The organism is Amycolatopsis jejuensis, assembly GCF_000717335.1.
GTDB classification, from domain to species: Bacteria; Actinomycetota; Actinomycetes; order Mycobacteriales; family Pseudonocardiaceae; genus Amycolatopsis; species Amycolatopsis jejuensis.
Genome location: NZ_JNYZ01000022.1, coordinates 98,829 through 120,973 on the forward strand (window position 1 = coordinate 98,829; position 22,145 = coordinate 120,973).

A 22,145-nucleotide genomic window follows, 5' to 3' on the forward strand; every position below is an offset into this window, starting at 1 on the left:
GGACGTATCTGGCCCCCTTGGACGCGCTGGAAGCCATCGCGGCAAAGCTGGCAGACGCCGAGGATGATGTCCGGAAGTCCAGGCATGTCAAGGAAATTGCCGAGCTGGAGCACGACCGAGCACTCCGGAAGGCGAACGATCTGAAGAAGGAACGGCGGGCTTTGGTCCGCGCGGCAAAGGTAGCCGATCCGACGCTGACAACCCGGGTGATTGGCGCGTCGGCTCGGCTCAGCTCGACCGCGGTCAGCAAGATCCTCGACCGGGACGAGAACGCTTGACCTCAGGATAGGCCTGTCCCCCTTATCGTAGCCGGCCTCGGTCAGTCGGCACGCTCCCATTCGAACGTGGCACCGATCGAGTACCGGCCATCGTCATCGGGCGATATCCGATCCGGCAGGTAACCGTCTTCGGCGATGTACTGGTAATCGACCAGGACGACTGTGTCACCGTCCCAGTAAGCATCAACGGAGCCGTCACGACAGTCTGCAGCAGTGGCGTTCAGCCAGGCGACGACCGCTTCTGCGACAGGGCGGCGGAACCTCGGGCACCCTGCCCTGCTCCATCCATGGGTGGCCGAGGCGAGGGCGGGAAAGGCGGGGTCGGTGCCGCAAATGTTGATCGTGACGAGAATTTCGTCGGGTTCCGTGGTGAGCCGCGCGGTGCCGTCGAGCACCGTGGAGTCGGCCAGCGGCGCGGTGAGCTCCCAATGCCATGTTCGGTAGCCGATGGGGTAACGGCCGTTGTCGTCCGGGTTGGTCCGTTCCGTCTCGGCTCCGGTGGCTGCTTGAACGGTCAGTGTCTCGCTGTCGAAGCGTGCGGTATCGGGCCAGGTACTGGGATGGCGCGTGTGCATCCCGGTGAGCCAGCGCGCGACGGCCTCCGCGACCGGGCGCCGGAATCGGGGCACAGCAAAGCCATTCCAACGTTTGTCGTCGACGATGGCCGGGAACGCCTGCATGCCGTGGGCGAGGGTGACGTATACCTCGCCGTCCGCGGCGGGAACTGTGCACATGGTGGGTCCTTTCATTCCGGTCAAGGGGTCATCGGCATCTGCCGGTTAGGCCGGATCGTTGTTGCCTGTTTCCCTAAGGGGTGGGATGGCGCAGAGCGGGCCGGTGATGTTCCGCCGGAGAGCGCGATAGCGAATCTGGAGCTGTGTGCGGGCGGCGGGTGGCAACGAATGGCCGGTGTGACGGATATGGGTTGCTGCCACGCGCTCGATCACCTTCAGCCACTTGTTGCGCGCGATCAGCGCGGCGCAGTCCTGGCACGCGGCCCAGTCGCCGCTGCTGGCTTGGCTGCGGTCGTCGGGGTAGAGGAAATCCCGGGCTGGAAGGATGAACGCGGGGATGCCGTCGAAGCAGAAATCGCACCGGCCGCCGCGGAATCCGTGTGGTGCGTCTATGGGTACCGGATCGTGGTCGAGGTCTTGCGCGGCGTCGGCGCGGGTGTGCAGGTAGCGCACGCCGTCCTCGCTCCACTCGACATCCAGGACGAAGCGGCAGACCGTGCACACCATCACGACATCGGACTCAGCCATGAGTCGGCCCTGCCAGCGTGCCGAACTGACGTGCAGCCAGCAGAGCTTGCGCGTCCGGGAGACGTACGCTCAGCTCGATCGTCTCGTCGTCATGGATCCGAGCGATGCCGGATGCGCCGCTGAAGGTGACGAAGGGTATGCCGCCATACTCGGCAACCTCGCCACCGAGCAGCCGGGCGAGTTGCGTCATCAGCTTGTCTCGACGTTCCCGCAATTCCTTTGCAGCGGCGTGGCGTCGGCACGCTTCCCGGAGCGCGGGCCGGTAGTCTGGCAGCAGTCGCCGGGTGATCTCGTGCGCGGTACGGCGCGCGGAGCTGGTCGGCGCCACCGTGATCACGTATCGTGCGCCCGGGTCCGGCTGGAACCACATCAACCCGGTGTCGAACGCGCCGCGCACGACAAGCCGCCCTTTGTGGCTGGTGTGCCGCCCGTCGAGCCGGAGGTGCAGCCGTTCACCGGCTGGGCCGACGACGAACGCATCGTGATTGTTTACGTGGTACCCCGGCGCACTCGCCCAGCCATCACCCAGCTCGTGGGCGATGGCAGACGCCATCTGGTCGATTCCGTCGACGCGGACTTCCCCGTTCATCACCGCCTCCCGTGATCGTGCAGGACGGCGTCCAGGTCGGCGCAGAAGTTGTCCGCGTCAGTGGCGCCAGGGAAGGTCAGCACCGCATCGACCAGGAGCAGTGCCAGCGCCGCGGCGGTCGGCGGGTCCAGGAGGTCTGCGTCGGCCCGTGCTGCTTCGCAGCCGACGGGGTCGCCGCACTCGCATCCGTCGTTGAACGCACTGACATAGCCCGCCAACGGGCGGTCATTGATGCAGAGCGGGTCGATCTCCCACCCATGGCCACCTGCGGACAGGTACACGGATACGTGTTGGTCAATGGTGTGGTCCATGTCTATGCCTTCTTCCATGCGTCGGGTAGTCCGCCGCCGTTGCTGATCCAGGTGTCCAGTTCGGCGAATTTGTCGGCCACCGCGACGCGGTGGTCGTCGGCCAGTTCGAACAGGTCGGCCGCCTTCATTCCGGTGTCCAGGTCTTCGGCTTCGGCGGTCACGTCCGCGATCTCGGCGAGGAGTTCGCGTATTTCGGCAAGGGTCGTGTTGGGGTCCATCGGGGTCCTCCCTTTGGTGTTGGGGTGGCTCACCACGACTGCGGTAGCCACGCGTCGTCGTCGACCTGGTTGCGTACCGGCATGACCCAGGCGCGGTAGTCCTCGCCGATGCGCACGTGCATGGGCCGGGTGTCGTCGTTCTGCCGCAGTTCGAGGTACGCCGAGCTGCCCCGGCCGCCGCGCCGCTTGGCGATCGCGCAGAAGTCCGCGAGATACGACCCGTCGATCGCGCCCGGCGCGGTGCCCGCGGGCAGCTCATCCCTGCACGCGTTGTGGATCTCGGGATAGGTGTATTCGTCGACCAGGCGGACGGAGTGCGTCACGGCGAAGTCGGTGAATGTCATGGTGTCGTGGTCGACGGTGAGGCGCAGGAGTTGCGCGCGCCGGAGTGTCGAGGCCAGCGCCTTGACATCCGTTGCGTGGATGAACACCACGCGCGGCAGGTCGCCGTCCACGCGGACGCGTGCGTGTGCCGCGCGGTAGCGGTCGCTTGACCAGCCGTGCAGGTACCTGCCCTCGGTGTGCAGCCGGATCAGCCCGAGCACCGGGGTCGTGGTGTCGGTTGTGGCGGTGCGCGCGAGGTCGGCGAGCATACCGACGACGTCCGCGCCGCGGGTGGTGTCGATGGTTGCCGCTGTAGCGGGCTTCTCGATTGCCTGTGTCATGACCTCTCCCGGACAGTGGTGGGATAGGCCGACATTCCGTGTCGGCCACGGCGTCCGGGCGAGCAAGGTTCTCGCCCGGCACCGTGATCGCACGGGCGGTCAGGCCAGCGACGCGAGCACCGTGTCCAACGTGGCCACGGTTTGCGCGTCCAGCTTGTCCACGCCACCGGTCACCGCGCGGACCATGTTCCGTTCAGGCCGCGACGCGCCACGCACCGGCTGTGCGTGGTGGGTGTAGGTGTTCACCGCCTGCACCACGCCATAGGCGGTGTTCTTCCACGGGGCCGCGCGGTGGTCGAAGTTCCACAGCCGCGACAGCTCGGCGCGCTCGGCCTCCGCCATCGTGGTGGCGCGCTTGCTCTTGCCCTCGATCGGGGCGTGCGCGTCCAGGAACGCGCGCCAGGCCTTGTCGCTGACCTCGGTTTCGCACAGCGCCTTGACCTCTGCGGCGAAGTCGTCGGCGACGGTGTGCACGATCGCCAGCGCGTCACGGACCTCGGTCATCCGCAGGTTGCTGTACTTGCTGTGTTTGATCTTGACTTGCTGCCCGTGCTCGTGCAGCCCGGCCGCGAGCGTGTTGTCACACACGACCACGGTCACGGTGCGCTTGTATGTCGTGGCTAGCGATCCGTCCAGCGACGTGCACGCCAGCAGGTTCGGCCGGAACTCCACCCCCTCGGGCGTGGTGATGTTCTCCGGCACCTCGACACTCACCCACGCCTGCGCGCCGCCCTTGAGCAGACCGGCGGACCCGATGTGCAGGTCGTCGTCGAGGATCGTGGCGACGTTGGACACCAGCCAGTCGCGGTACTGGTGAATCGCGTAACCGTCGGCGAAGTAGCCGAAGATCGCGCCCGTGTCGGCGCGACCGACCGGGAACCGCTTGGTGTCCTCGACCACCGCGATGTCGTCGCCGTGGGTGAACGACACCAGCGAGGTGCCCTTGACCGCGTCCCAGTAGAACAGGCGCCGGTTGACGTCCTCGACGGGAATCGCGCCCGGGTAGTGGTTGGGCTCCGCAGTCTGGTCGGACGCGCGGTAGTGCCACGCCTTGCCGCGCTTCTCGGTGAACCCGACCAGCGTGTTCGTGTTCAGCCACGTCAATGTTTCCTTGGACATGATGTTCTCCCTTGCTCGCCCTAGTTGGCGTGGCCGCGTCCTTCCGGACGGTCGCGACCAAACCCACTCGGTGCAAGGGGCACCGCCTCACGCGTGCAGCTGCTCCACGTAGTACGGGCCCGCGTAGCGCGTCCACCGACGTGACACCACCGCCACGATCGCGGCCCACAACCGGGGACTGAACCCCGGTGAATCGCGCTCCACGTGTGCGCTGCGCTCGGTCAGCACACCCTCGGGGTTCTCGTACGGGTCCAGCTCGGACAGCCAGGTGAACCGCCCGACCGGGCCCGATTCGGATGGATCGCCGAAGCCTTCACGGTCCAGCCAGTCCGCGCACTCGCGCGCGGAGTCGAACGTGCGCGATTCCGTGTCCTCGCCGATGCGTTCGCGTTCCTCGTCTCCCTCGTTCCACGGCGCATACTGCGCGCTGTGAACGTCAATCGCGATCTTCACTGTCCCTCCTTCTGGATTGAGCTAGCAGGCGTGCACCCGGCCTCCGGTCAGGTACAGACCGTCGCCGCTATAGACCTTTGCCGCCCGGTGCAGCCGGTCGCCGACGTCACCGAGTCCGCGATCCCAGAACCCGGTGCCGTGTCCCGCGCGGGACAGCGCGAAGTCGTGGCCGAGGTCGGCCCACTCGCGCTGTTCGGCCGCGCGGGTCAGGTCAGCATGCTGTGCCGCAACGAAGCCCGTCGCGTCCCGCACGAGCTCCTTGAGCGCGTCCCACGTGAGCAGGCCGCGCAACTCCGCGGGCGATGCGGCCGGGCGGAAATCGCTCGCGTCCGGGTCGCTGTCCGCGTCGAACGTGTTCACTCCCACCATGCTGTCGATATAGCCATCGATGAAGGCATGGCGAGCTTCGCGGGAGTCATTCACTGCTATGCACTCCCTCGCGACCCCGCTCGTCCGGGACCAGGTAAGCCCGCACGAAGCGGCAGCCAGGACGCCGGACCAGCCACCGCGCCAGCACATCCGGAACACCCACGAAAAGCCCAAGCGGACGGCGGAACCCCGCCTCTCCCCACGGGGCGATCATGAAGATGAGTTTCATCCTTGTATCCCCTTTCCCTAGCGGACAGGGAAGCGCACGCGCTACCGGCCGCGCGCAGGCAGCGGCGGACGCTGTGCCGCGTATCTGCCGAGCGCGCGCTTGTCACGCGTGCGCAACCCTGTCTGTTAGGTGGCTCCCTCTCACGGAGCCGGTACCGGGCGCCCCCGCTTGCGTTCCCTGCTAGCCCTCCCATGCCCGGGGAGCAGTCGCTAGCGTCCCGCTGGCAAGTGGCACGGCACAGGGTCCGGCAGACTCACCAGGGTTATCCGCACGTCCACTCAGGACGTAAAACGCGCGGGTATCTTCGCGGGTGCGTGGCTATGACATGCGCCGGTATCCACCCAGGCGCACGGATGCGGATGACTCACACAGTCCCCCTCACGGGGTGAGCGCTCTGCACACTCATTGGCTGGATTGAGAACGTACCGACTCGCTGACACTGGCAACGGGCGCGCAAGCGCGGCATTCGATCCCGTGGATAGGGACCGCGCAAGCAGTCTCCGCCTTCCCTGCCCAGTCACGCCGATACGTGAGACATCCGCTCTGTAATTGACAACCAACCAGCACGGGAGAAACCCTTGCGTCGTCCCGTAATCCGGGGGCCGCTGGCCGGAATGCTCGGCGGGTCGGTTATCCGCGTTCCCTGCCTTGCAAATACAACTATACAGGTTTGCAAACCACAATCAATAGGTTTGCGTTGTGATGCACATCACAGTAATCTTGCCAAGTCTTCTACCCTGCGATTCGCGGCAGTACAGATGAGCCAAGAAGATTGACCAATCCTGGCAAGGAAAATAATCAATATGAAAGCATTTGAGTTTCTATCCAGGGGAATTCAAGCAATGAAGAATGGAGAGCGTCCGGATGGAATCAGCCACGGAGTCAACATGTTTCGGCAGCCGACCACCACCCAAACCGACTGTTCATCTGCCTGCCGGCTACGAAGTCGGATGACACAGAGGAAGAGAGTTGTCTGCGCCGAGCTGCAACAACCCCTCACCTCTCCCCTTCCTCTCTAGACAGCAATAAGTGAGGAAGGTCGAGAAGTAGGCAGAGAAGAAGACGGAAAGGCAGGTGCAGGGTCTCACGACTCATGTCGTAGTCCTACCCGTGACGTCGTACGGATGTCGTCTGGGACGTTTGCGGTGAGATCCGTGCCATGTGCCGCGATCATGGTTCCGTACCCGTGGAAAGCTGCGGATGTTTCGGCGGGAACCCCGCGTTTGTGCCGTCGGTCTTGCCTGCGACGCCACGATCCTCTCGTTCTGCCGGCACGCACTTCGGCAGGCGATGCGGCGAGGGCGGGGATCACCAGCAGGTTCCGGCGCACCCACTACGGCCGGAGGCGCTCCTTCTGCCGCCTCGGCCGGGACTCAATAGGAATGACACCCCGGCGCGCCTTCAGCAGGCTCTCGTCCTTCATCCTCTCGCGCACCGCCAGCCGGCTCAGGATCCGCTGCTGCGTCTCCGGCGTCCAGAAGACACCAAGCCGACGCCTGGCCCGCGTGATCGCTGTGTAGAAGATGCTGTGGGAGATCCGCTCCTCGTTGGCGTCCGTGATGACCACCTTGACCGAGTCGTATTCCAATCCCTGTGCCTTGTGAATCGACACGGCGTAGGCGATCTGGAAGGGCACCAGCATGTTGACGTCGTCGTCATCGGCGTCCGAGTTCAAGCGCTCAAAGACGTCGAACTGGACTACCGAGCCCTCGACCCACCGCAAGTCGATACCGAACAGATCGCCCTCGGTGACCTCACGCTCGAGGTCGATGTCGAACGTGATGCGACCGGGCACGCGGTCGATGCCGGTGATCCTGCCTTTCAGGTTGTTGAAGATGACCGGCCGGAAGCGCTCGGTCTCGTTGAACAGCACCGGGTCGCCGACCTTGTACGTCGCCTCGCCCCAGGTAGCGGCGGGACTCGGGTTGCTCGCCTGCAGGAACCGGTTGACGTTGTTGATGCCGTAGAGCCCGTCGTAGTTCAGGCACAGCACGATCTCGTCGTCGCTCTCGCGCAGGAAGAGCGCATCGCCCAGCGTTTTCGAGTAGCCGTTCTTGGAGAGCGACTCCTCGATCCGGTCGTCCAGGTTCCGCACCCGGTCCCATAAGGTGAGTAGCGCTCCGTCTTCCGTCCGCCAGGGCTTGGTCAGCTCGAAGACCGACTCCTTGGGGACGTAGGACCGGGCGAGGCTGAACCAGTTGCCAAACTGGATCGACTCGATCTGGTAGACGTCACCGACGAGCACCAGCAGCTCGAACTTGGTACTGTTGAGTACTTTCAGTAGGCTCGCGTTGTCCACGAAGCTACACTCGTCGATCACGACGACGTCGTAGTTCGAGCCGAATGACGCACTCCTGTTGATGTGACTGATGATCGTGCTGAAGACGGAGTTCAGTGCATGCACCCGACGCTTCAGGTTATCGATAGCCGGGTGGGTGTGCGCGAGGAAGAGCTTCCGCTCGGCCGAGAAATACCCAGCGATGTGATCCACCATGGTGGATTTCCCGGTCCCGGCCGGCCCGTAGACGAGCGCGACCTTCGAGCGCGTGAACGGTGCCTTGAGTGCCGTGGCCTTCAGCTCGTCGTCGACCTCGCCCGGGTTCGCGTCCAGCCACTCCTGGACGCCGTCGGCGTGCCCTTCGATGCCCTCGCCCGCGATCGCCTGCAGCTTCTCGATGATCGCGACAGTGTCGTCTTCGTACCCGACGATGAAGACGTGTCCGTTGGCGTGGGCGAGCTTCCGCGGCGCGTGCCGGTCGGTCGGCGGGAGCAGCTGGTTGTGCTTCTTGATCAACGCGTCGACGTCGCCGAGGTCTTCGCACTCGGCCGCTGGCGTGTAGATCGCGCCGTGCTGCTCGACGTTGTTCCTTACACGGCGCGCCAGGAGCTCGTGCTCGCGGCCGGTTGCATCAAGGCTCTCTGCGAGATCGGCGAATCGGGGGACGTGACGGCTGGGAGCGGTGCAGAACGGCATCGTGTCGAAGGGTTTGCTCCGCGACGTGAGCCGGAGCTCCGACAGCCAGCGGTTCGGCGTGGGGTCGTACTGGGCCTTGATCCACTGATTGCGCATCTGGTGCATCAGGTACCGCAGTACGCGGGCCCCCGGCCGGTTCAGGCGGATGAGCGCCCGGGCTTGGTCGAGCGCAGGGAAGATCTGCGCGGTCTGCCGCGAGTCGCCGAGAGCCCGGCTGCGGATCTGGTTGTAGCTCGCGTCGGTCATGTCGACGAGATCGAGCAGGCTGGATCGGGTATTCGTGAGGTACTGCATGAGGTTGCGGTACTCGGTGTGGCTCGACTGAACCCGTGTCGACAGGCCGAAGAACCGTGCATAGTTGTTGAACTCGCAGGGGCGTATCGAGACTTCCCACGAGCGGATGATCAAGATCGGCATGGTCTGCCCCAGCACGGTGATCGATTCGCTCGACAGGTCGAGGTACGCCGCGTACCTGTCGGCTATATCGATGGCGGTGAACGCGATCGTGCGGTCGAACTTGCTCGTCCAGTTGTGGGCCACCGAGAAGGTGACCTCGTAGTAGATCCGCCCGCCGGAGAAGAAGGGCCGCGAGCTATGGACGTAGTAGCGCTGGCGACGGCGCTCGGTCTGCGTCACGCGGGCCGCGTCGATGCGCTCCGCGATCTTCTCGTGGTACTCACGGAGCGACGGGTCGAGGTCTGCGGGGAACAGCTCGAGGTTGCCGAGAATCTCGATGCCGAACTGCTCCTGCGCGAGGTCGCGGGTGCGAAGCAGGTACTCGTAGTACTTGAGCATCAGCCGCTCGGATGGGTCGCCGTCCAGCGTGTAGTGCGAGACACTGGCCTGGAGCAGGTTGTGGAACCTGCTCAGCAAGCGGAACTTCGCCTTCGCCTTGACCTCGACCAGCGCAGGCCCCACCTGGTCGTAGTGGAACTCAGCGGAGGGATCGCCGAGGTGTGCCCAGACGATGAGGCCCTCGATCATGTTCCGAAGCTGAGAGAGAAGGTTCTGCGACAGAAAACCGCGATCGTCACGGAGACTGGCGATGTTCTGGCAGATCACTCCGTCGACGCTCCGCACCTGCTGCTCCACCGACGTCACGGCAGTCAGGCCCCTCCGCCGACCAGGCGCAGGACTGGGCGCTGGTCGGCATCGCCGAGCAGGTCACGAACCTGCGCGGCGCTGAGCTTCAGCACCTCAGCGAGAGCAGGAACGCCCACGCCGTGGTCACTCGCCAGCTCCGCAGCCTTCTTCAGGAGCGACGGCGTCTCCCCCGGGTAGGCGCTCGTCGGGTCGGCCCGCGGGTCGTCGGTCGTGGCCAGGCGCTGGTAAGCCCGCCGAGCCGACGACTCGGTGGTGCGCCCGCGCTCGACCATCCGGCGGACGAGCGACTTCGGCGAGACGCCCCATTTCCGCCCGAGCCGGTCCAGAGCCGCCAAGTCCAGCCGCTGCGGCAGCGCCGCGTCCATGGCAGCTGCCGGCGTCAGGAATGCGGCTGCGAACTCGTCGGCCTCCTTCTCGACCGCAGCGCTGTGGCCGCTGGGGTCGCGATGCAGCAGGAGGTGGCCGATCTCATGCGCGGTCGAAAACCTGTGCCTGAAGACATTCTCGCTGCGGCGGGGCGTGGTGATGATGACCGGCCTGTCGACGATCACAGCCGAGAAGGCATCGACAGCGTCGATCTCGCGCAGCGGCCGTACGGCGACGACGATGCCGCGGGACTCTGCCGTGGCGACAAGGTGCTTCACCGGGCCGTCCGGCAACCCCCAGTGCACGCGGAGCGCCGCGGCAGCCTCGGACGGCGTCGCGCCGGCGGCGAGGACTGGGAGATCCGCCTCGGGCAGCTTGACGTAGCGCTCGAGCGCGAAGGTCAGCTCCCACACCAGGGCCGCAGTGGCCAGCGCCTTCTGGCGGTCGCTGACGCGGGCTGACCTCAGGCTGCGGAAGTGTGCGTTCACGGTGTCGATGCGCGCGAGTGGGCGGCCAACGCCGAAGAACCCCGGGCGGACTTTCAAGGAGGTCGCCAGCCGGTCGAGCACCTCGGGCCTCGGCGAGTTCACGCCGGCCTCGTACTGGCCGATCGCTGCCGCAGAGACACCGACCTCTACAGCCAGGTCAGCCTTGCTCACACCGAGACGAACCCGGGCCTGGGTCAGCCGTGCCGGCTCGAACCGACCGTTCCGGCCGGCCTGGACCTCGAACAGGCCTTGGCCGTCCTCACCCATCGGTCAGCGTCCGGTCCTGCTTCTGGAGCTCCACGACCGGCGCGACCGGCACACCGCTATCGAACGACTCGACGTCGGATGCTGCGCCATCAGCAGCGAGCTCCGGCTCCCAGATGCGCTCCTGCCCACGCAGCTGGACCTTTCCGTCGCCGTCGAGCACGGCTACCGCCCACTCGATCGACTGCAGCTGCCGCGGCGTCGACTCGACCATGACCAGCACCAACGGCATGATGTCACCGACCGCCCTGAGCGCGGAGCCGAGCTCGCTCTCCTCCGAGGCGTCATTGACGGGCTCAAGCTCGCCGGACAAGCTGGGCTCCCACAGCGTCGGGTCGAGGGGAGCGGTCATGAAGCCATTCTTCCGGGTCGGGCTCGACGCGAACTCGCTCACTGCCTTCGGACTGTTCGCCATGCGCCAGACGTACAACAGGCTGTCGTTGACGACCGGGACCTCGTGTCCGCCAGGGGCCAGCTTGACGGACCGGAAACCTCGGCCCTTCAGCGCTTCACAGGTGTCGTCCAGCAGGTCCCGCCACTGGCTGCCGAACCCCATCGCGTACCGCGACTCGGAGACCACGTGCGCCTCGGCCGCGAGACCGTGCCGCGCCCGTACGATCTCAACGAGCAAGTCACGCAGGCTGAGCGCATGTGAGCCGAGAGCATCGGCGGGTGAGTCCGGAACCATGGGTGGCCCTCCTGAAGCAGGTGTCCAGAACCGTGGCTCGGCCAGGACGTAACTTCAGTATCGCACACGATCCACGCACTAACGCTTCAGCTTCGGGGCGTGTCGTCCGATGGCTCGGGAGCCTCCCGGACTCTGCCCGTCTCAGAGCAGGGAGGGCACCGGCACCGGGCAGACTGACAAGGGCTGATCCCGGCCGACGGCTACGAGCCGTTTGTCCGGCGGTCGGCGAGGCGTCCAGCTCGCCCAGCCGCAGACCAAGTCGAGCGGCGTCGTGTGCGTGCGGGAGACGCGAGTGACCTTGCGCGAGGAGAGAGTGCCGCGGGAGAGATTGAGATGACTCAACGGGACTCCAGGAACTGCTGGAAGTCGACGTAGTGGCAGACGTCCCCGTGCTCCGGTCAAGACCGGTTAACGTCCTCAGGTCTCAGACGTTTGCCGGTGGAAGCGTTCCAAGCTGGCAGAGCTCAGCAATTCGGCGAGCTGACTCTCGCCCGCCGGTAGTCTCGGGCTCGGGGCTCAGCGGGGTGTACTCGCCCGACTCGGGCAAGCCGCCTGATCTCGCCCTCGCGAGGAAATGCCACGGATTTGAGACTGATCATGGGTGACAAGGCCGTGAGACAGCCAAGAACGCCCAGGTTACGCAAGATCGACTTGTCATGCGCGGTGAGACCCTACAGCAGGAGGCTCTCGCTATCGGCAGCTCGCCCGAAGCAGCGCAGTCAGCGCACGCCCACGGTCCAAAAGGTCGACGCCGCAAGGCTTGGCCAGGAGCGATGTTCAAAGTGGACGCCGAGCATCCGTAGTTTCCTCAACGGCCAGTTGTTCCGTCCCGATGACACCGTCCTTTACGGGCTGGCGCCGCGTACATCCAAGCCATTGTCGGCTGGTACGGGAGCGACCTGTCTTTTTCTCAGCAGGCCCGTTGGTTTCCGATGTGCTTGAGCTGCAGACAAAGAGCATCGGCAAGCCTGATGGTGTCAGGGGCGGGATGCTCGTCGAGATCGGACAAAGAGGTCGCAAGAAGATTCAGGGTACGCGGGATGCTGTCGTGCTGTCCTAGACGCGCTTGTACACGCATGAGGTCGCGGTAGATTGCCTCGTTGTATGGGTCGAGACATCGTGCCTGCTCGAGGAAGGCCAGCGCCTGCTCGGGATCGTCGTTGCGGACCTTGCGGATCAGGGTGCTGAAAGCGTCCAATACCTCACGCCGGAGCGCTTCGCGTGGAGATTCGATCCATTCCGCCGAGATGTTGTCGGCAAGGTCGCCGCGATAAAGCTCGGTGACCCGGCGGACTGCCGCGATGACGGCCGACGTGCCGCCGCCGCGGGTCGAGGCGAGCGTTTCCTGCAGCTGCCAGAAATCAACCGTCACCAAGGAGTGGTTGAGCCGGTAGTGTCCGTCGTGGCGAGTAATGAGGTCGAGGGGTTCTCCCCCATGGGCTCTGCGTAGCGCACCACGCAGTTGAGAAAGCGTTGCGTGGAAGCTGTTGTACGGACGGTCGCCAGGAGCGTCGGGCCACAACGCGGCACACAACGATTCGCGACGACACCCCTCGCGGTGCAGGGCCAGGTAGACGAGGATCTCACGTTGTCGGGGCGCGAGGACTTCAATCAAGTTAGTGGGTTCCGACGCCGCGCCGGTCAGGTGCAGCCGACCAAGTACCTGAAGATGCAATGGCTTGGTGCAGGGAGAATCCGCCGTGCGGTCCTCTGCGGCCGGCACGGGCGATCCATGTGTGGCGGCGCCTGCGCAGGGGAGACGCGGTTCACGACCGGCTACCTCCGTTGCATCCGGAGGATCGGCAGCCAGCTGGTTGCTGGGGACATCGAACGCTGGCGATGTCGATGTGGTGCCGGAGGCAGGAGCCATCCCGGCCTGGTCGAAATCGTATTCTGCGATCAGTTGATCGGTCTGCTTCTCCTCGTCATTGCGGCCGAGGGACCGCTCGGTGGCGCTGGATGCTGTCCGCAGGAGCATGAGCAGGTCGCGGGCGTCGGCTTCTGGAAGAGTGAAGAGTCGGGCATGGGCGAGGGTATCGGCGCGGTCAGGGTTGGTCGCTTCCACGACGCCGTCAGTGCGCACACGTGCGGTGCTACCGGGTCGCCATGGGCCGAGTAGCACCCCGGCCAGGCCGAACTGCCTGCAATTGTCGAGCACGGCGCGCATGCGTTGATCGGACTCGCGCGCGGGCGTAGCGATAGCGACGAGAAGGCCATGCGAAACGCCGGCACGTGAGCGACTCAGAGTTTCGGCTTCCAGGAGATCCAGCGCCGCGGCCAGGTCGTCGGCAACGCGCAATTGCGGTGGCACAAGGTCATTGAGGTCGTTCCCAAACAAGAGACGGGCGTCTGCAGCGGGGATCACCAGCGTGGCATCGAGATCCCCGTTCGCGATCTGCGCAAGCAGTGTCGCGACTAGTGCGCGTACGGCAGCATGGGCACCGGGGCCGACGAGTCCCAGACCGCCCTCACCCGCGCGTTCGAGTGCGACGGTCTGCCCTGAGCTGGTGCCGAGAGGAATGAGTGGCGGCACCGCCCTGACCGTGGCCTGCGCGCCGTCGATGGCGTTCAAATCCCGCGTTCGGTCCGGTGGTGCGGGCGGCACGGTACCGTCCGGCGTGCGAGTTGCGGTGTCGTGGGCGATGCGTAGCGCGCGCACGACGGGAGCGCTTGTGGGGTCGGCGGGCGGCGGACTGCCCGGTCGGTACCAACGGCGATGCCGCAGCCGCACGGTGATCGCCACGACGGTGATGAGGGCGGCCAGCCCTAGGCCGACAAAGGCTCCGGTCGGGAGCGAGATACCGACCGACGGGTTTGCGGCAGGCTCGGTAGGTGTGTTGCTTCGAGGCCCCGGCTGCGGGATCGGCGTGGATGGGCGCTCTGGCCGATGCGCACCGGGTGCAGGAGGCGCGGCAGACGGTACTGGCTCCTGCGGTGGGCGCAGGACTGGCAGAACCAGGTTCCAGCCGGGCATGAGTTGATCCGGGTCGCGGAGCGCGCGTCCGTCGGGCTGTGTCCGGCCCACATTGAGGTCGAAGAGCTCTGGCCAAGCGTCCGGGTCGCCCAGCTCGCGTTCAGCGATGCGCGACAACGTATCTCCCGGTTCGACGGCTATGGCGCGGCCGTCTGCGGCCGCGACACGAGGGACACCTGCAGCGTCTTGCGGGAGCTGCAGCGTCCAGCCCGGTTCGAGCAGATCAGGCGCGTCCGATAGCAGTGCTCTGTTAAGGCGGACGATCTCGTGGTACCGAACCCCCGAACCAAGGTGACGTTCAGCCATGCCCCACAGGGTGTCACCGTGCACGACGGTGTACGGCACGGTTTGATCGTCCCGTGCCACGGCGGGGCGCACCTGCGGCCACGGCGGTGCCGTGGCAACGACCGGTGCCGACGGAATGATCGAGGCTGTAGCAGTACCTGCGGACGTCGCCACGAGAACAGCGGCGACGAGTCCCGCGATCCACCGCCCGCGCGGAACTCGGCCTACCAGCCCACGAGCAGCGCGTACTCCGTACCCGGTCTGGCGGATCACTTCGGCAACGATGGACATGGTCAGCGCCAGCCAGCCCGCCCACGCAACGGCCACGACGAGCCAGATGACGAGGTCCCCGGTGATCCATGCCCACCGGACGGACGCCCAGATCCGATCGGGCCACTGGTTGATGGGCGACGGGTCCGGCAAGCGGTCGGGAATCAGACGGGCAGGGTCAGCGCCGAGCGTGAGGAGTCCGCTCGGGATGCCGACGACAAAGGCGAGCAGGAACAGCGCGGCGAGTATGGCTCGGATGTGCTGCACCGCGCGGGAAGTCACGGCAGGCCGCCGTCGCGGACGCCAACGCCGAGTTCGGCCAGCGCGGTCCCAGTAGCCTGTACGCTTCCTCCCAGCAGTCCAATCGTCGTGGGTTCGGTGACCGTGACGGTCACGCGAACCGCGCGGCTACCAACCAGAGTGACCTGGCCAGAATGACCAGCGCGAGTCAGGTAGTCGGCAGCGGTCCGGGCAGCAGCTGCGGTGTCGATCCTGACGGCCAGATTGCGAGTGTCGACAGCTGTGTTGGCAGCACGGGCGGCTTCGGCGGCAAGCGCGTCGGCGCGAGCGATAGCGCGCAGCTGGGCGGAGCCATCGACTACCAACGCCACGACCAGCAGCAGCGTGGGTACCAGGATCGCGACCATTACGCTTACCGACCCGGCATCGCGCGGGCTTTCCGGTGTCATGAGCTGGCTCGGTAGGGATCAGATGGGCTGGTAAAGGACCCGGTGATCGTGCGGGTGCCGCCGGGGACTGGGAGGGCGAGGTCGCTGAGCGGTACCTGACAGGTCACCTTCACCCGCACCAGGCCAGCGTGCCCGACCGCGATCTGGCCTGCGTCGATTGATACGTTGAAACCGCGGCAGGTAAGGCCTTCGCTCCTCAGCCGGTCACGGGCAACGTCGCTGCCAGCGTGCTGCGCCGCGGCCGGGTTGCGCGCAATCGACGCGGCTCGTGCGGCGGCAACTGCGGCATTGTCGACGGCTTGTTGCGCCGAGCTGACCCGGGCTCCGGCAATGATCAGCAACCCGACAAAGATCACGACCGGAAGCAACAGCGCGCCTTCAACGCTCGCCGAGCCCTCATCGCTCCAGTACCGACGAGCTGGGCCTCCCTGGTTCACGGCCCACTCCCCGTGTCCGGGACGGTGAAGCGTTCCTTCGCGACTTGGGCGCTCGCTGTCACTCGAATGTCCAAACCCGGGACCGGCACGAGCCGAATCGCCGTTCCCGACACGTCGACGTGAACCGTTTGCACGGTTTGGGTGACGTGGACCTCGGGCGCGCTCAGCACGCCGCGTCCGGCCCGCGTTGCGAACGAGCGTGCGGCGTCGACGGCGACTGCTGTCGTGGCACCGACCGGGCGGCCGGCGTCAGCTCCCGCCTGTGCGGCCTGCGCCACAACGGCATGCGCGTGCCACCACAAGCCTCCTTGCACGGCTGACAGGATCAGTACAAGCGTGAGCGGAAACAGGACAGCCAAACCCACGGATTCCGCCCCACGGTCATGTCCGGCCAGGGCGGGGTCGCTGCGCATTACCTGACCTCCGCGAGATTGCGCGCCAGCTCAGTCACTTCCGGTTCAGTGACAGTGGAGCCTTTCCGCGAAACAGGCACCGCACTCGATGGCTTGCTTTGGCTGCTCATGTTCTTACCGCGTGAGGTGTTACTCGTCGGCTTTTTTCGTTTGGCACGAGCGTTTTTGCGCTTGTCGAGCCACTGGCTGAGGTTGGCCACCGACACGTCGGTGAACCTGGCCAGCTCACGGATTTCAATGATCTCGGCAGATTCAGCGAGAATCTCACCCAGGTCGCGTTCAATGGCGTCGAGCTGCGCCGCTACCTCACCCCGGCATCGAGCAAGTTCGGCAACCCGCTTCGCGGCGGCGGAACGTTGCGCAGTGCGTGGCGTGTCATGGTCCTCGATGCGGCGTTCGATTTCGTCGTTGGTGGCTGACATTTCGTCGTCTCCTTGCTTCACGCAACCGGGCGAGCGAGCAGCGTGAGCCCGCCGACCGTCGAGGGTTGTTCCCACGGGAACGGGCTGGTGTTGGTGAGATCGCGCGCGGCGGTGACGTATCCAAATGTCTGCTGCAACAGCGCTTCCGCCTCGACAACAAGGTCGTTGCCCGCTATCGGCTGCAGCGATGCGAGTTCACGATCGCACTGGTCGCGGATCTCGATGTCGACCAGTTTCCTGCTCCATTCGCGGGCAAGCGCAGCACAGCCAGCAAGGTGCCGGGCGCACTCGGCGAGCTGCTGGTCGACCACGTCGATGGCGCGGCGAAGTGCAGCAGCCTGGGAATCACCGAGGTCCAGTCGGGCAACCAACGCCCGGGCGCTACGGGTGCGGTCCAGGCAGCACAACACCTCCCATGCCAGTCGATGGGCTGAGTACGGGAGATCCCGATCCAGCCATGCACGTGCCGGAGTCATCTGCAGCTGAGTTGCAGCATCGATCACCCGGCTTGCGGTGTCACGTGCGCTGAGATCCATGGTCGCGAAGTCGCTGATGCGGTAGAAGAACTCGCCCGGTCGTTCGTCGGTCTGACAGGGCCGGTCCGGGTGAATACACGCGCCGGAGGTGAGGCAGCTCAGATTCTGCATGCCGCTGAGGACGGCAGAACACAGGACGAGGCCACCGAAGGCGGCGAACCACAACGCGGTCGACCCAGCCCCAACGCCGATCAGGACGAGCAGTGTTCCGGCGACCGCAGTGCAGAGAACCCCGCGAGAGAAAAATGCGCGCGCTACCGGGCGCCAGCAACGAAACCCTGGTGAATCTGGGTTACGCAGCGAAAGGACTACCTGTTCGTCGTTGCGTTCCATCGCCAAGAGTTCTGGATTTCCGTGTTGTCCCATGACATTCTCCCCCGCCCGCCTACTTGATTTGCGCCTGGTAATTCTGCACGGCGGCGCGTACAGCGAACGCCAGCCCAATCGCGACGGCTAGGCCGATTGCGACCAGCACAGCCTTTTCCACCGATTCCGATCCACGGTCTCCCGCACCACGAACGCGGGCCCACCACGATTGTGTCCAGGTAGGTACGACAAACATCAGCCAAGCCGAGGCGAGCGCCAGCTGAGTGCGAAGGCGCCGCAGCATAGCGAGCGGATAAGACTGCGTGAACATGAGATGGTCGACTCCTTCGGTCAGACTTTCCTTCTCCAGGTGCATTCAGGTGCCTGCCGTGAGCAGGCGCATCATCGCGGGAAACAGGACCAGCAGCAGAAACGCAATCAGCATCAGCGCCACTGGGAGTGCGAGGCGCTGGGATCGCGAGTTGGCGTCGGCTTTGTCCGCAGCCAACGCGGCTGCGCGCAGTGTCGCGGATTTCGCGAGCAAGGTTGTGTAGATAGCGGCACCGTCAGCCGCGGTGGCCAGGATGTCCGCGAGGTCCGCGAGCTCAACGACTCCCATCCGTTTTCCCAGCAGACCTAGGGATTCCCAAGGGGTGTGCCCGGCGTGCAATGCGCGGCCGAGCGTGCGGCGGATCCGTACGAACACCCAGGAGTCGCTGACCTCGGCCGCTTCGCCGAGCGCTTGGCTGGGTGCGCGCCCGGTGGCACGTTCCTGCGCGACAAGGTCGAGGTAGGCCGCCGTGGCGCGGCGGAATTCCTCCCGCGCTCGGGTCGCGTCCTCTTGCACCGCCAGAACCGGGACCATGGATCCGGCGACCGTAGCGGTCACCACGACCAGCCCTATCACGGTGACCGGCAGGTCGATGCCGCCGATCAAGGCCAGGACACCAAGCCCTGCGGTAAGAGCGAGGGCTCCGCCGGCCCAGGCCAAGCGCCGGGTGAGATAGCGCTCGGCGGTTTGCTCAAGCACGTCGAGGTCGGCAGTGGGGATGCCCCACCAGCGGTTCGACGACCGCGCGGAGTAGCCGGTGAGGCGACCAACCCGGCTGGACCAACGGCTACGCGGCAGAAGACCTTCTGCGCGGCGGCGAGCGCGGTCATCCAACTCCGCAACCGCGGCGGCAAGGTTGACTGGAGCCGGGCGCAGCCACGCCAGAACGCACACGATCGCGAGCCCAGCCAGTGCGCCGATGACGGCAGCAGTCGCTCCCGGGTTCATGATGCCCCCTCTGGCCGGGACGTCCGCGACCGTGTTCCGGCCGGTACGTACAAAGTCGGGCCGAGAAGCCGAGCGGGCCGCCGGGCGCTGGTCAGCAGGTACATCCACCAGCCAGCGACACCCAGGAGGAGCCCGATGCCAGCCAGCACAAGCTGGCCCAGCAGGGTGTTGAACGGGGTGAGGAACTCGTGGGCGAAGACCACCAGCCCGGCGAGCAAGGCCGCCGTGATGCTGAGGATCGCGCGGACATCCGTGCGAGGCTTCGCGCGGTCAGCTTCGATATCGCGACGGGCCACGACTTCCCGTTCGAGAGCGGTGGCGGTAGCGTCGAGAATGTCGACAAGTCCGCGTCCACCAGCGCGAGCGCGCAGGATCAGGGTCAGCACCACCTCGTCGGCAGCTTCGTCCCCCACGTCTTCCGCGAATGCGCGCAGAGCTGGCTCCAAGCCCCTGGTGCGCACCCGGGTTGCCAAGGCCTCGATCTTGGTAGCCAAGGGTGCTGGCGCGGTGCGCGCCGAGCTGGTGATCGCTTGCTCCAGCCCGCCAGCACCGGAAGCGAGCACATCGGCCAGCCGGCGTACCCAGCTCGCCAAGGCATCCAGACGCGTGATCAGCCGCTGCGCGTCGCGTCCGCGAACCAGGATCGGTACTCCAATCACCGCACCCGCGGTCAGCATCGCCGCTACCGGCCAGCCGGTGACCCACCACACCGCCGCCGCTGCGACGAACGCAACCAACGTCCGCCGCAGCGACATCCGCGCAGCCAGGCGTTGCCAGTTCCGCCGCCGACGTTCCGGGGCTTTGGTCGGGGGTGGCAGAAACGCCGCACTGGCGCAGGCGAGGGCTACAACCACGCCGACGCCGATCACTCCCGCCCACAAGCTGGTCATCGCACTCTCCCGTCCGGAAACGCAACAAGCTGCGGCGGCGTGGTGCCGAGGAGACGGCGGTCGAAACCGTGGCGCTCCAACCGTTGCAGCAGGTCCAGGCCCGGGGGATACGCGACCGTCGCCCGTCCGTCCGGACCGGGTGCGAACAACCGCGTGACGTCCGGTCGTCCGGAGTCTCCGACCGGCCCGACTTCCAACACCTCGGAGACACATCGGGTACGGCGTCGTCCCGACGAAAAGTCGTAGTCCGTACGAATGACATGGACAACGAGATCGACGGCGGAGGCGGTCCACTGGTGCGCGGCCTCGATCGCCAGCGGTGGTGTTGCCAGCTGTCCCAATGCACTGATCCGGTCGAACACCGCGGTCGCGCTCGTGGCGTGGAGGGTGCACATACCGCCCGCGGCGCCATTCCCGAGCGCGCGCAACATTGCGGTGACTTCGCCGCCGCGGACTTCCCCGACGATCACCCGGCTCGGCGAGTGCCGGAGTGTTTGCGTGAGAAGGTCGTCCAGGGAGATCTGCCCGATCCCTTCCGAGTTGGCCGGTCGCGCTTCCAGCGGCGTGACCAGCGGCCGGGAACCGAGGTGCAAGCCGAGTTCGTACTCCTCCTCGACGGTCACGACATGTTCGGAATCCGGAATCTCGCGGCACAGTGCCCGCAGCAGCGTGGTCTTCCCGGCAGCCGGGCCGCCGGAGACGATCATGTTGCAACCCGCGCGCACCGCAGATCGAAGAAGCGACACGAGCAACGGATCGAGCGTGCCGTTCGCGACGAGATCGTCCATGCCGACGTCGACCAGGCGGTGCCGGCGAATCGCGACCCGCGGCCGGTCGGATACCTCCATCACGGCCGCCACCCGGGCACCCAGCGGACCACCTGCGCTGATACGGAGGTTTCCCAATGGACGGCCGGCATTGAGCTCGCGAGAGGTTTGCCCTTGCCGGGCGAACATCGCAGCCAGCATCTCGACCAGCTCGGCATCGGTGTCGGCGACCGGATGCGGCCACTGCTCGATGGTGCCGTCCGCGAGTTCCAGCAGAACGTGGTCGCAGCCGTGCACGTGGATGTTCTCCACGTCCTCGCGTTCCAGTAGTTCCTCGAGCGTGCCCAGCCCGGACAACGCGGCCACCACCGCCCGGATCAGCTGGCGTTCGACCGCAACCGACAGCGGCGCCTGACCGGCATGCGCGCGGCGCCGCACCCAGCCGGCGACCTCGTCCGCGACGTACGCCCGAATCCGTGTCTGCTGTTCGTCGGCTGACAACGGCGTCTCCAGCCGTGTTTCGCCGGCGGCCGTGCGCTCCAACCGGGCTGCCACAGCCTCCCTGATCTCCCGCACCACCTCCGCCGTCGGCTGCTGTGAAGTGACCATCGTGACCGGATAGTTGGCGGGATCATCCGGAGCGAGGTATCCGTGGCGCGGCACTGTCATCGCGTGCTCCCGGCAAGTAGATGTGGTCCTCGGTTCGTGACCTGAGGATCAGCCGGTTGGCGGTGATAGGTGGAATGCAGCTGACGCGCAGCACGGTAGGTGCTGTGCAGCAACGGAGAACGACGCGGAAGCGCACCGCCATCCCGGCCGCCGGACAGCACGTCGGCAGTCCTCGCGTCCTCCGGAACGGCGAAAGCAACCTCCCGGCACAACGCGGCGCGCACGTCGTGGGTCCCGGCCGGGGTGGTGGCACACACCGCCAACTTCATCCGGTGCGGAGCGACCCGTTCGGCAAGAGCAGCCAGCACCGCACGTGCTGCCAGGACATGCCGCTGCGTAGGCCGGACCGCGACCAGCACCAGGTCTGCCGCCAGCAGCAAGGGCCACGGCGTCACCGCGCCGAAACGACCTGCGTCAACCAGCGTGTCGGCCGGATACCCGGTCGCGGTCTTGAATGCCGCCAACGCCACCGTCAACCGCGCCCACCCTGCCGCGCTGACCGCGGCGTGCTGGCCTGGCGCAGTGAACCCAGCCAGTAGTCCGACGTGCCGGACCGGCGGCACCGCCTGTACGTGCTCGCCCAGTGTGGCCGGGTCCCCGGCGGAGGCGTGCCGAGTTGCAGTCGCGTGGGACAAAACCCCGAGGTCGGTACGAATCCGCCCGGCTACCACCCACTGCCCCAGCCAGCCCGGTGCCACGTCTCCCCCGTCCGGGTCGCAATCAGCCAGCAGTACCGGCGCCGGCCACGTGGCCGCCAGCGCGGCCAGGGTCGTGGTCGCGCCCGGCGCACCTTTCCCCGAGATGATCGTGATCATTGCCAACGTCCTCACC

The 22,145-nt window shown here is 66.2% G+C and carries 25 protein-coding genes; 1 reads left to right on the plus strand and 24 read right to left on the minus strand.

Annotation, left to right across the window (positions count from 1 at the left end; genetic code table 11):
• The first annotated feature begins 17 nt into the window (after positions 1–17).
• The gene (locus OO71_RS29230) at positions 18–278 is read left to right on the plus strand and encodes a hypothetical protein (RefSeq protein ID WP_033293139.1); all 261 of its coding nucleotides are present in this window, start codon (positions 18–20) and stop codon (positions 276–278) included.
• 41 nt (positions 279–319) lie between these two features.
• Here OO71_RS29230 and OO71_RS29235 read toward each other — a convergent pair whose 3' ends face one another.
• The 24 genes from OO71_RS29235 to OO71_RS29340 all read right to left on the minus strand — a co-directional run bounded on the left by OO71_RS29235 (position 320) and on the right by OO71_RS29340 (position 22,129).
• Positions 320–958 (minus strand): hypothetical protein, encoded by a 639-nt coding sequence (locus tag OO71_RS29235; protein WP_156096592.1) that lies wholly within the window; start codon positions 956–958, stop codon positions 320–322.
• A 99-nt stretch (positions 959–1,057) separates the two neighbouring features.
• Entirely contained in the window at positions 1,058–1,540 is a 483-nt protein-coding gene (locus tag OO71_RS29240) for a hypothetical protein (protein WP_156096593.1), read from the minus strand.
• Positions 1,533–2,129 carry a hypothetical protein gene (locus tag OO71_RS29245; RefSeq protein ID WP_033293142.1) on the minus strand — a complete coding sequence of 199 codons (597 nt, stop codon included), beginning with the start codon at positions 2,127–2,129 and terminating at the stop codon, positions 1,533–1,535. Before OO71_RS29245 ends, OO71_RS29240 begins: the two co-directional genes overlap by 8 nt.
• The gene (locus OO71_RS47750; RefSeq protein WP_051792436.1) at positions 2,129–2,440 is read right to left on the minus strand and encodes a hypothetical protein; all 312 of its coding nucleotides are present in this window, start codon (positions 2,438–2,440) and stop codon (positions 2,129–2,131) included. The genes OO71_RS29245 and OO71_RS47750 overlap by 1 nt, the downstream gene beginning before the upstream one ends.
• 2 nt (positions 2,441–2,442) lie before the next feature.
• Positions 2,443–2,658 (minus strand): hypothetical protein, encoded by a 216-nt coding sequence (locus OO71_RS29250; RefSeq protein ID WP_033293143.1) that lies wholly within the window; start codon positions 2,656–2,658, stop codon positions 2,443–2,445.
• A gap of 29 nt (positions 2,659–2,687) precedes the next feature.
• Positions 2,688–3,323 (minus strand): hypothetical protein, encoded by a 636-nt coding sequence (locus OO71_RS29255; protein WP_033293144.1) that lies wholly within the window; start codon positions 3,321–3,323, stop codon positions 2,688–2,690.
• Positions 3,324–3,422: 99 nt separating this feature from the next.
• Positions 3,423–4,442 carry a DUF932 domain-containing protein gene (locus OO71_RS29260; RefSeq protein WP_033293145.1) on the minus strand — a complete coding sequence of 340 codons (1,020 nt, stop codon included), beginning with the start codon at positions 4,440–4,442 and terminating at the stop codon, positions 3,423–3,425.
• Positions 4,443–4,529: 87 nt separating this feature from the next.
• Positions 4,530–4,895, minus strand: a complete 366-nt coding sequence (locus OO71_RS29265) for a hypothetical protein (protein WP_033293146.1) — start codon at positions 4,893–4,895, stop codon at positions 4,530–4,532.
• A 21-nt stretch (positions 4,896–4,916) separates the two neighbouring features.
• Positions 4,917–5,255: a hypothetical protein gene (locus OO71_RS29270; RefSeq protein WP_156096594.1), complete on the minus strand. Its 339-nt coding sequence runs from the start codon at positions 5,253–5,255 to the stop codon at positions 4,917–4,919.
• Positions 5,256–5,310: 55 nt separating this feature from the next.
• Entirely contained in the window at positions 5,311–5,493 is a 183-nt protein-coding gene (locus OO71_RS50390; protein WP_156096595.1) for a hypothetical protein, read from the minus strand.
• 1,333 nt (positions 5,494–6,826) lie between these two features.
• Positions 6,827–9,559: an ATP-dependent DNA helicase gene (locus OO71_RS29275; protein WP_084145378.1), complete on the minus strand. Its 2,733-nt coding sequence runs from the start codon at positions 9,557–9,559 to the stop codon at positions 6,827–6,829.
• Positions 9,560–9,573: 14 nt separating this feature from the next.
• Positions 9,574–10,692, minus strand: a complete 1,119-nt coding sequence (locus OO71_RS29280; protein ID WP_033293149.1) for an XRE family transcriptional regulator — start codon at positions 10,690–10,692, stop codon at positions 9,574–9,576.
• Positions 10,685–11,320, minus strand: a complete 636-nt coding sequence (locus tag OO71_RS29285) for a hypothetical protein (RefSeq protein WP_245633812.1) — start codon at positions 11,318–11,320, stop codon at positions 10,685–10,687. The genes OO71_RS29280 and OO71_RS29285 overlap by 8 nt, the downstream gene beginning before the upstream one ends.
• A 967-nt stretch (positions 11,321–12,287) precedes the next feature.
• Entirely contained in the window at positions 12,288–15,188 is a 2,901-nt protein-coding gene (locus tag OO71_RS29290) for a BTAD domain-containing putative transcriptional regulator (protein ID WP_033293151.1), read from the minus strand.
• On the minus strand, positions 15,185–15,553 hold the full coding sequence (locus OO71_RS29295; protein WP_245633813.1) for a hypothetical protein: 369 nt from the start codon (positions 15,551–15,553) through the stop codon (positions 15,185–15,187). Before OO71_RS29295 ends, OO71_RS29290 begins: the two co-directional genes overlap by 4 nt.
• A gap of 38 nt (positions 15,554–15,591) precedes the next feature.
• Positions 15,592–16,032, minus strand: coding sequence for a TadE family protein (locus OO71_RS29300; protein WP_033293153.1), 441 nt, complete (start codon positions 16,030–16,032; stop codon positions 15,592–15,594).
• Entirely contained in the window at positions 16,029–16,445 is a 417-nt protein-coding gene (locus OO71_RS29305) for a TadE/TadG family type IV pilus assembly protein (protein WP_033293154.1), read from the minus strand. Before OO71_RS29305 ends, OO71_RS29300 begins: the two co-directional genes overlap by 4 nt.
• The gene (locus tag OO71_RS29310) at positions 16,445–16,867 is read right to left on the minus strand and encodes a hypothetical protein (protein ID WP_051792437.1); all 423 of its coding nucleotides are present in this window, start codon (positions 16,865–16,867) and stop codon (positions 16,445–16,447) included. Before OO71_RS29310 ends, OO71_RS29305 begins: the two co-directional genes overlap by 1 nt.
• A 17-nt stretch (positions 16,868–16,884) precedes the next feature.
• Complete coding sequence (locus OO71_RS29315; protein WP_156096596.1) at positions 16,885–17,736, minus strand: hypothetical protein; 852 nt, start codon at positions 17,734–17,736, stop codon at positions 16,885–16,887.
• A gap of 52 nt (positions 17,737–17,788) precedes the next feature.
• Entirely contained in the window at positions 17,789–18,085 is a 297-nt protein-coding gene (locus OO71_RS29320; protein WP_245633814.1) for a hypothetical protein, read from the minus strand.
• On the minus strand, positions 18,086–18,988 hold the full coding sequence (locus OO71_RS29325; protein ID WP_033293155.1) for a type II secretion system F family protein: 903 nt from the start codon (positions 18,986–18,988) through the stop codon (positions 18,086–18,088).
• Positions 18,985–19,878, minus strand: a complete 894-nt coding sequence (locus OO71_RS29330; protein WP_033293156.1) for a type II secretion system F family protein — start codon at positions 19,876–19,878, stop codon at positions 18,985–18,987. Before OO71_RS29330 ends, OO71_RS29325 begins: the two co-directional genes overlap by 4 nt.
• Positions 19,875–21,314 (minus strand): TadA family conjugal transfer-associated ATPase, encoded by a 1,440-nt coding sequence (locus OO71_RS29335; protein WP_051792439.1) that lies wholly within the window; start codon positions 21,312–21,314, stop codon positions 19,875–19,877. Before OO71_RS29335 ends, OO71_RS29330 begins: the two co-directional genes overlap by 4 nt.
• Positions 21,311–22,129, minus strand: coding sequence for a hypothetical protein (locus OO71_RS29340; RefSeq protein WP_033293157.1), 819 nt, complete (start codon positions 22,127–22,129; stop codon positions 21,311–21,313). Before OO71_RS29340 ends, OO71_RS29335 begins: the two co-directional genes overlap by 4 nt.
• Positions 22,130–22,145: the final 16 nt, after the last annotated feature.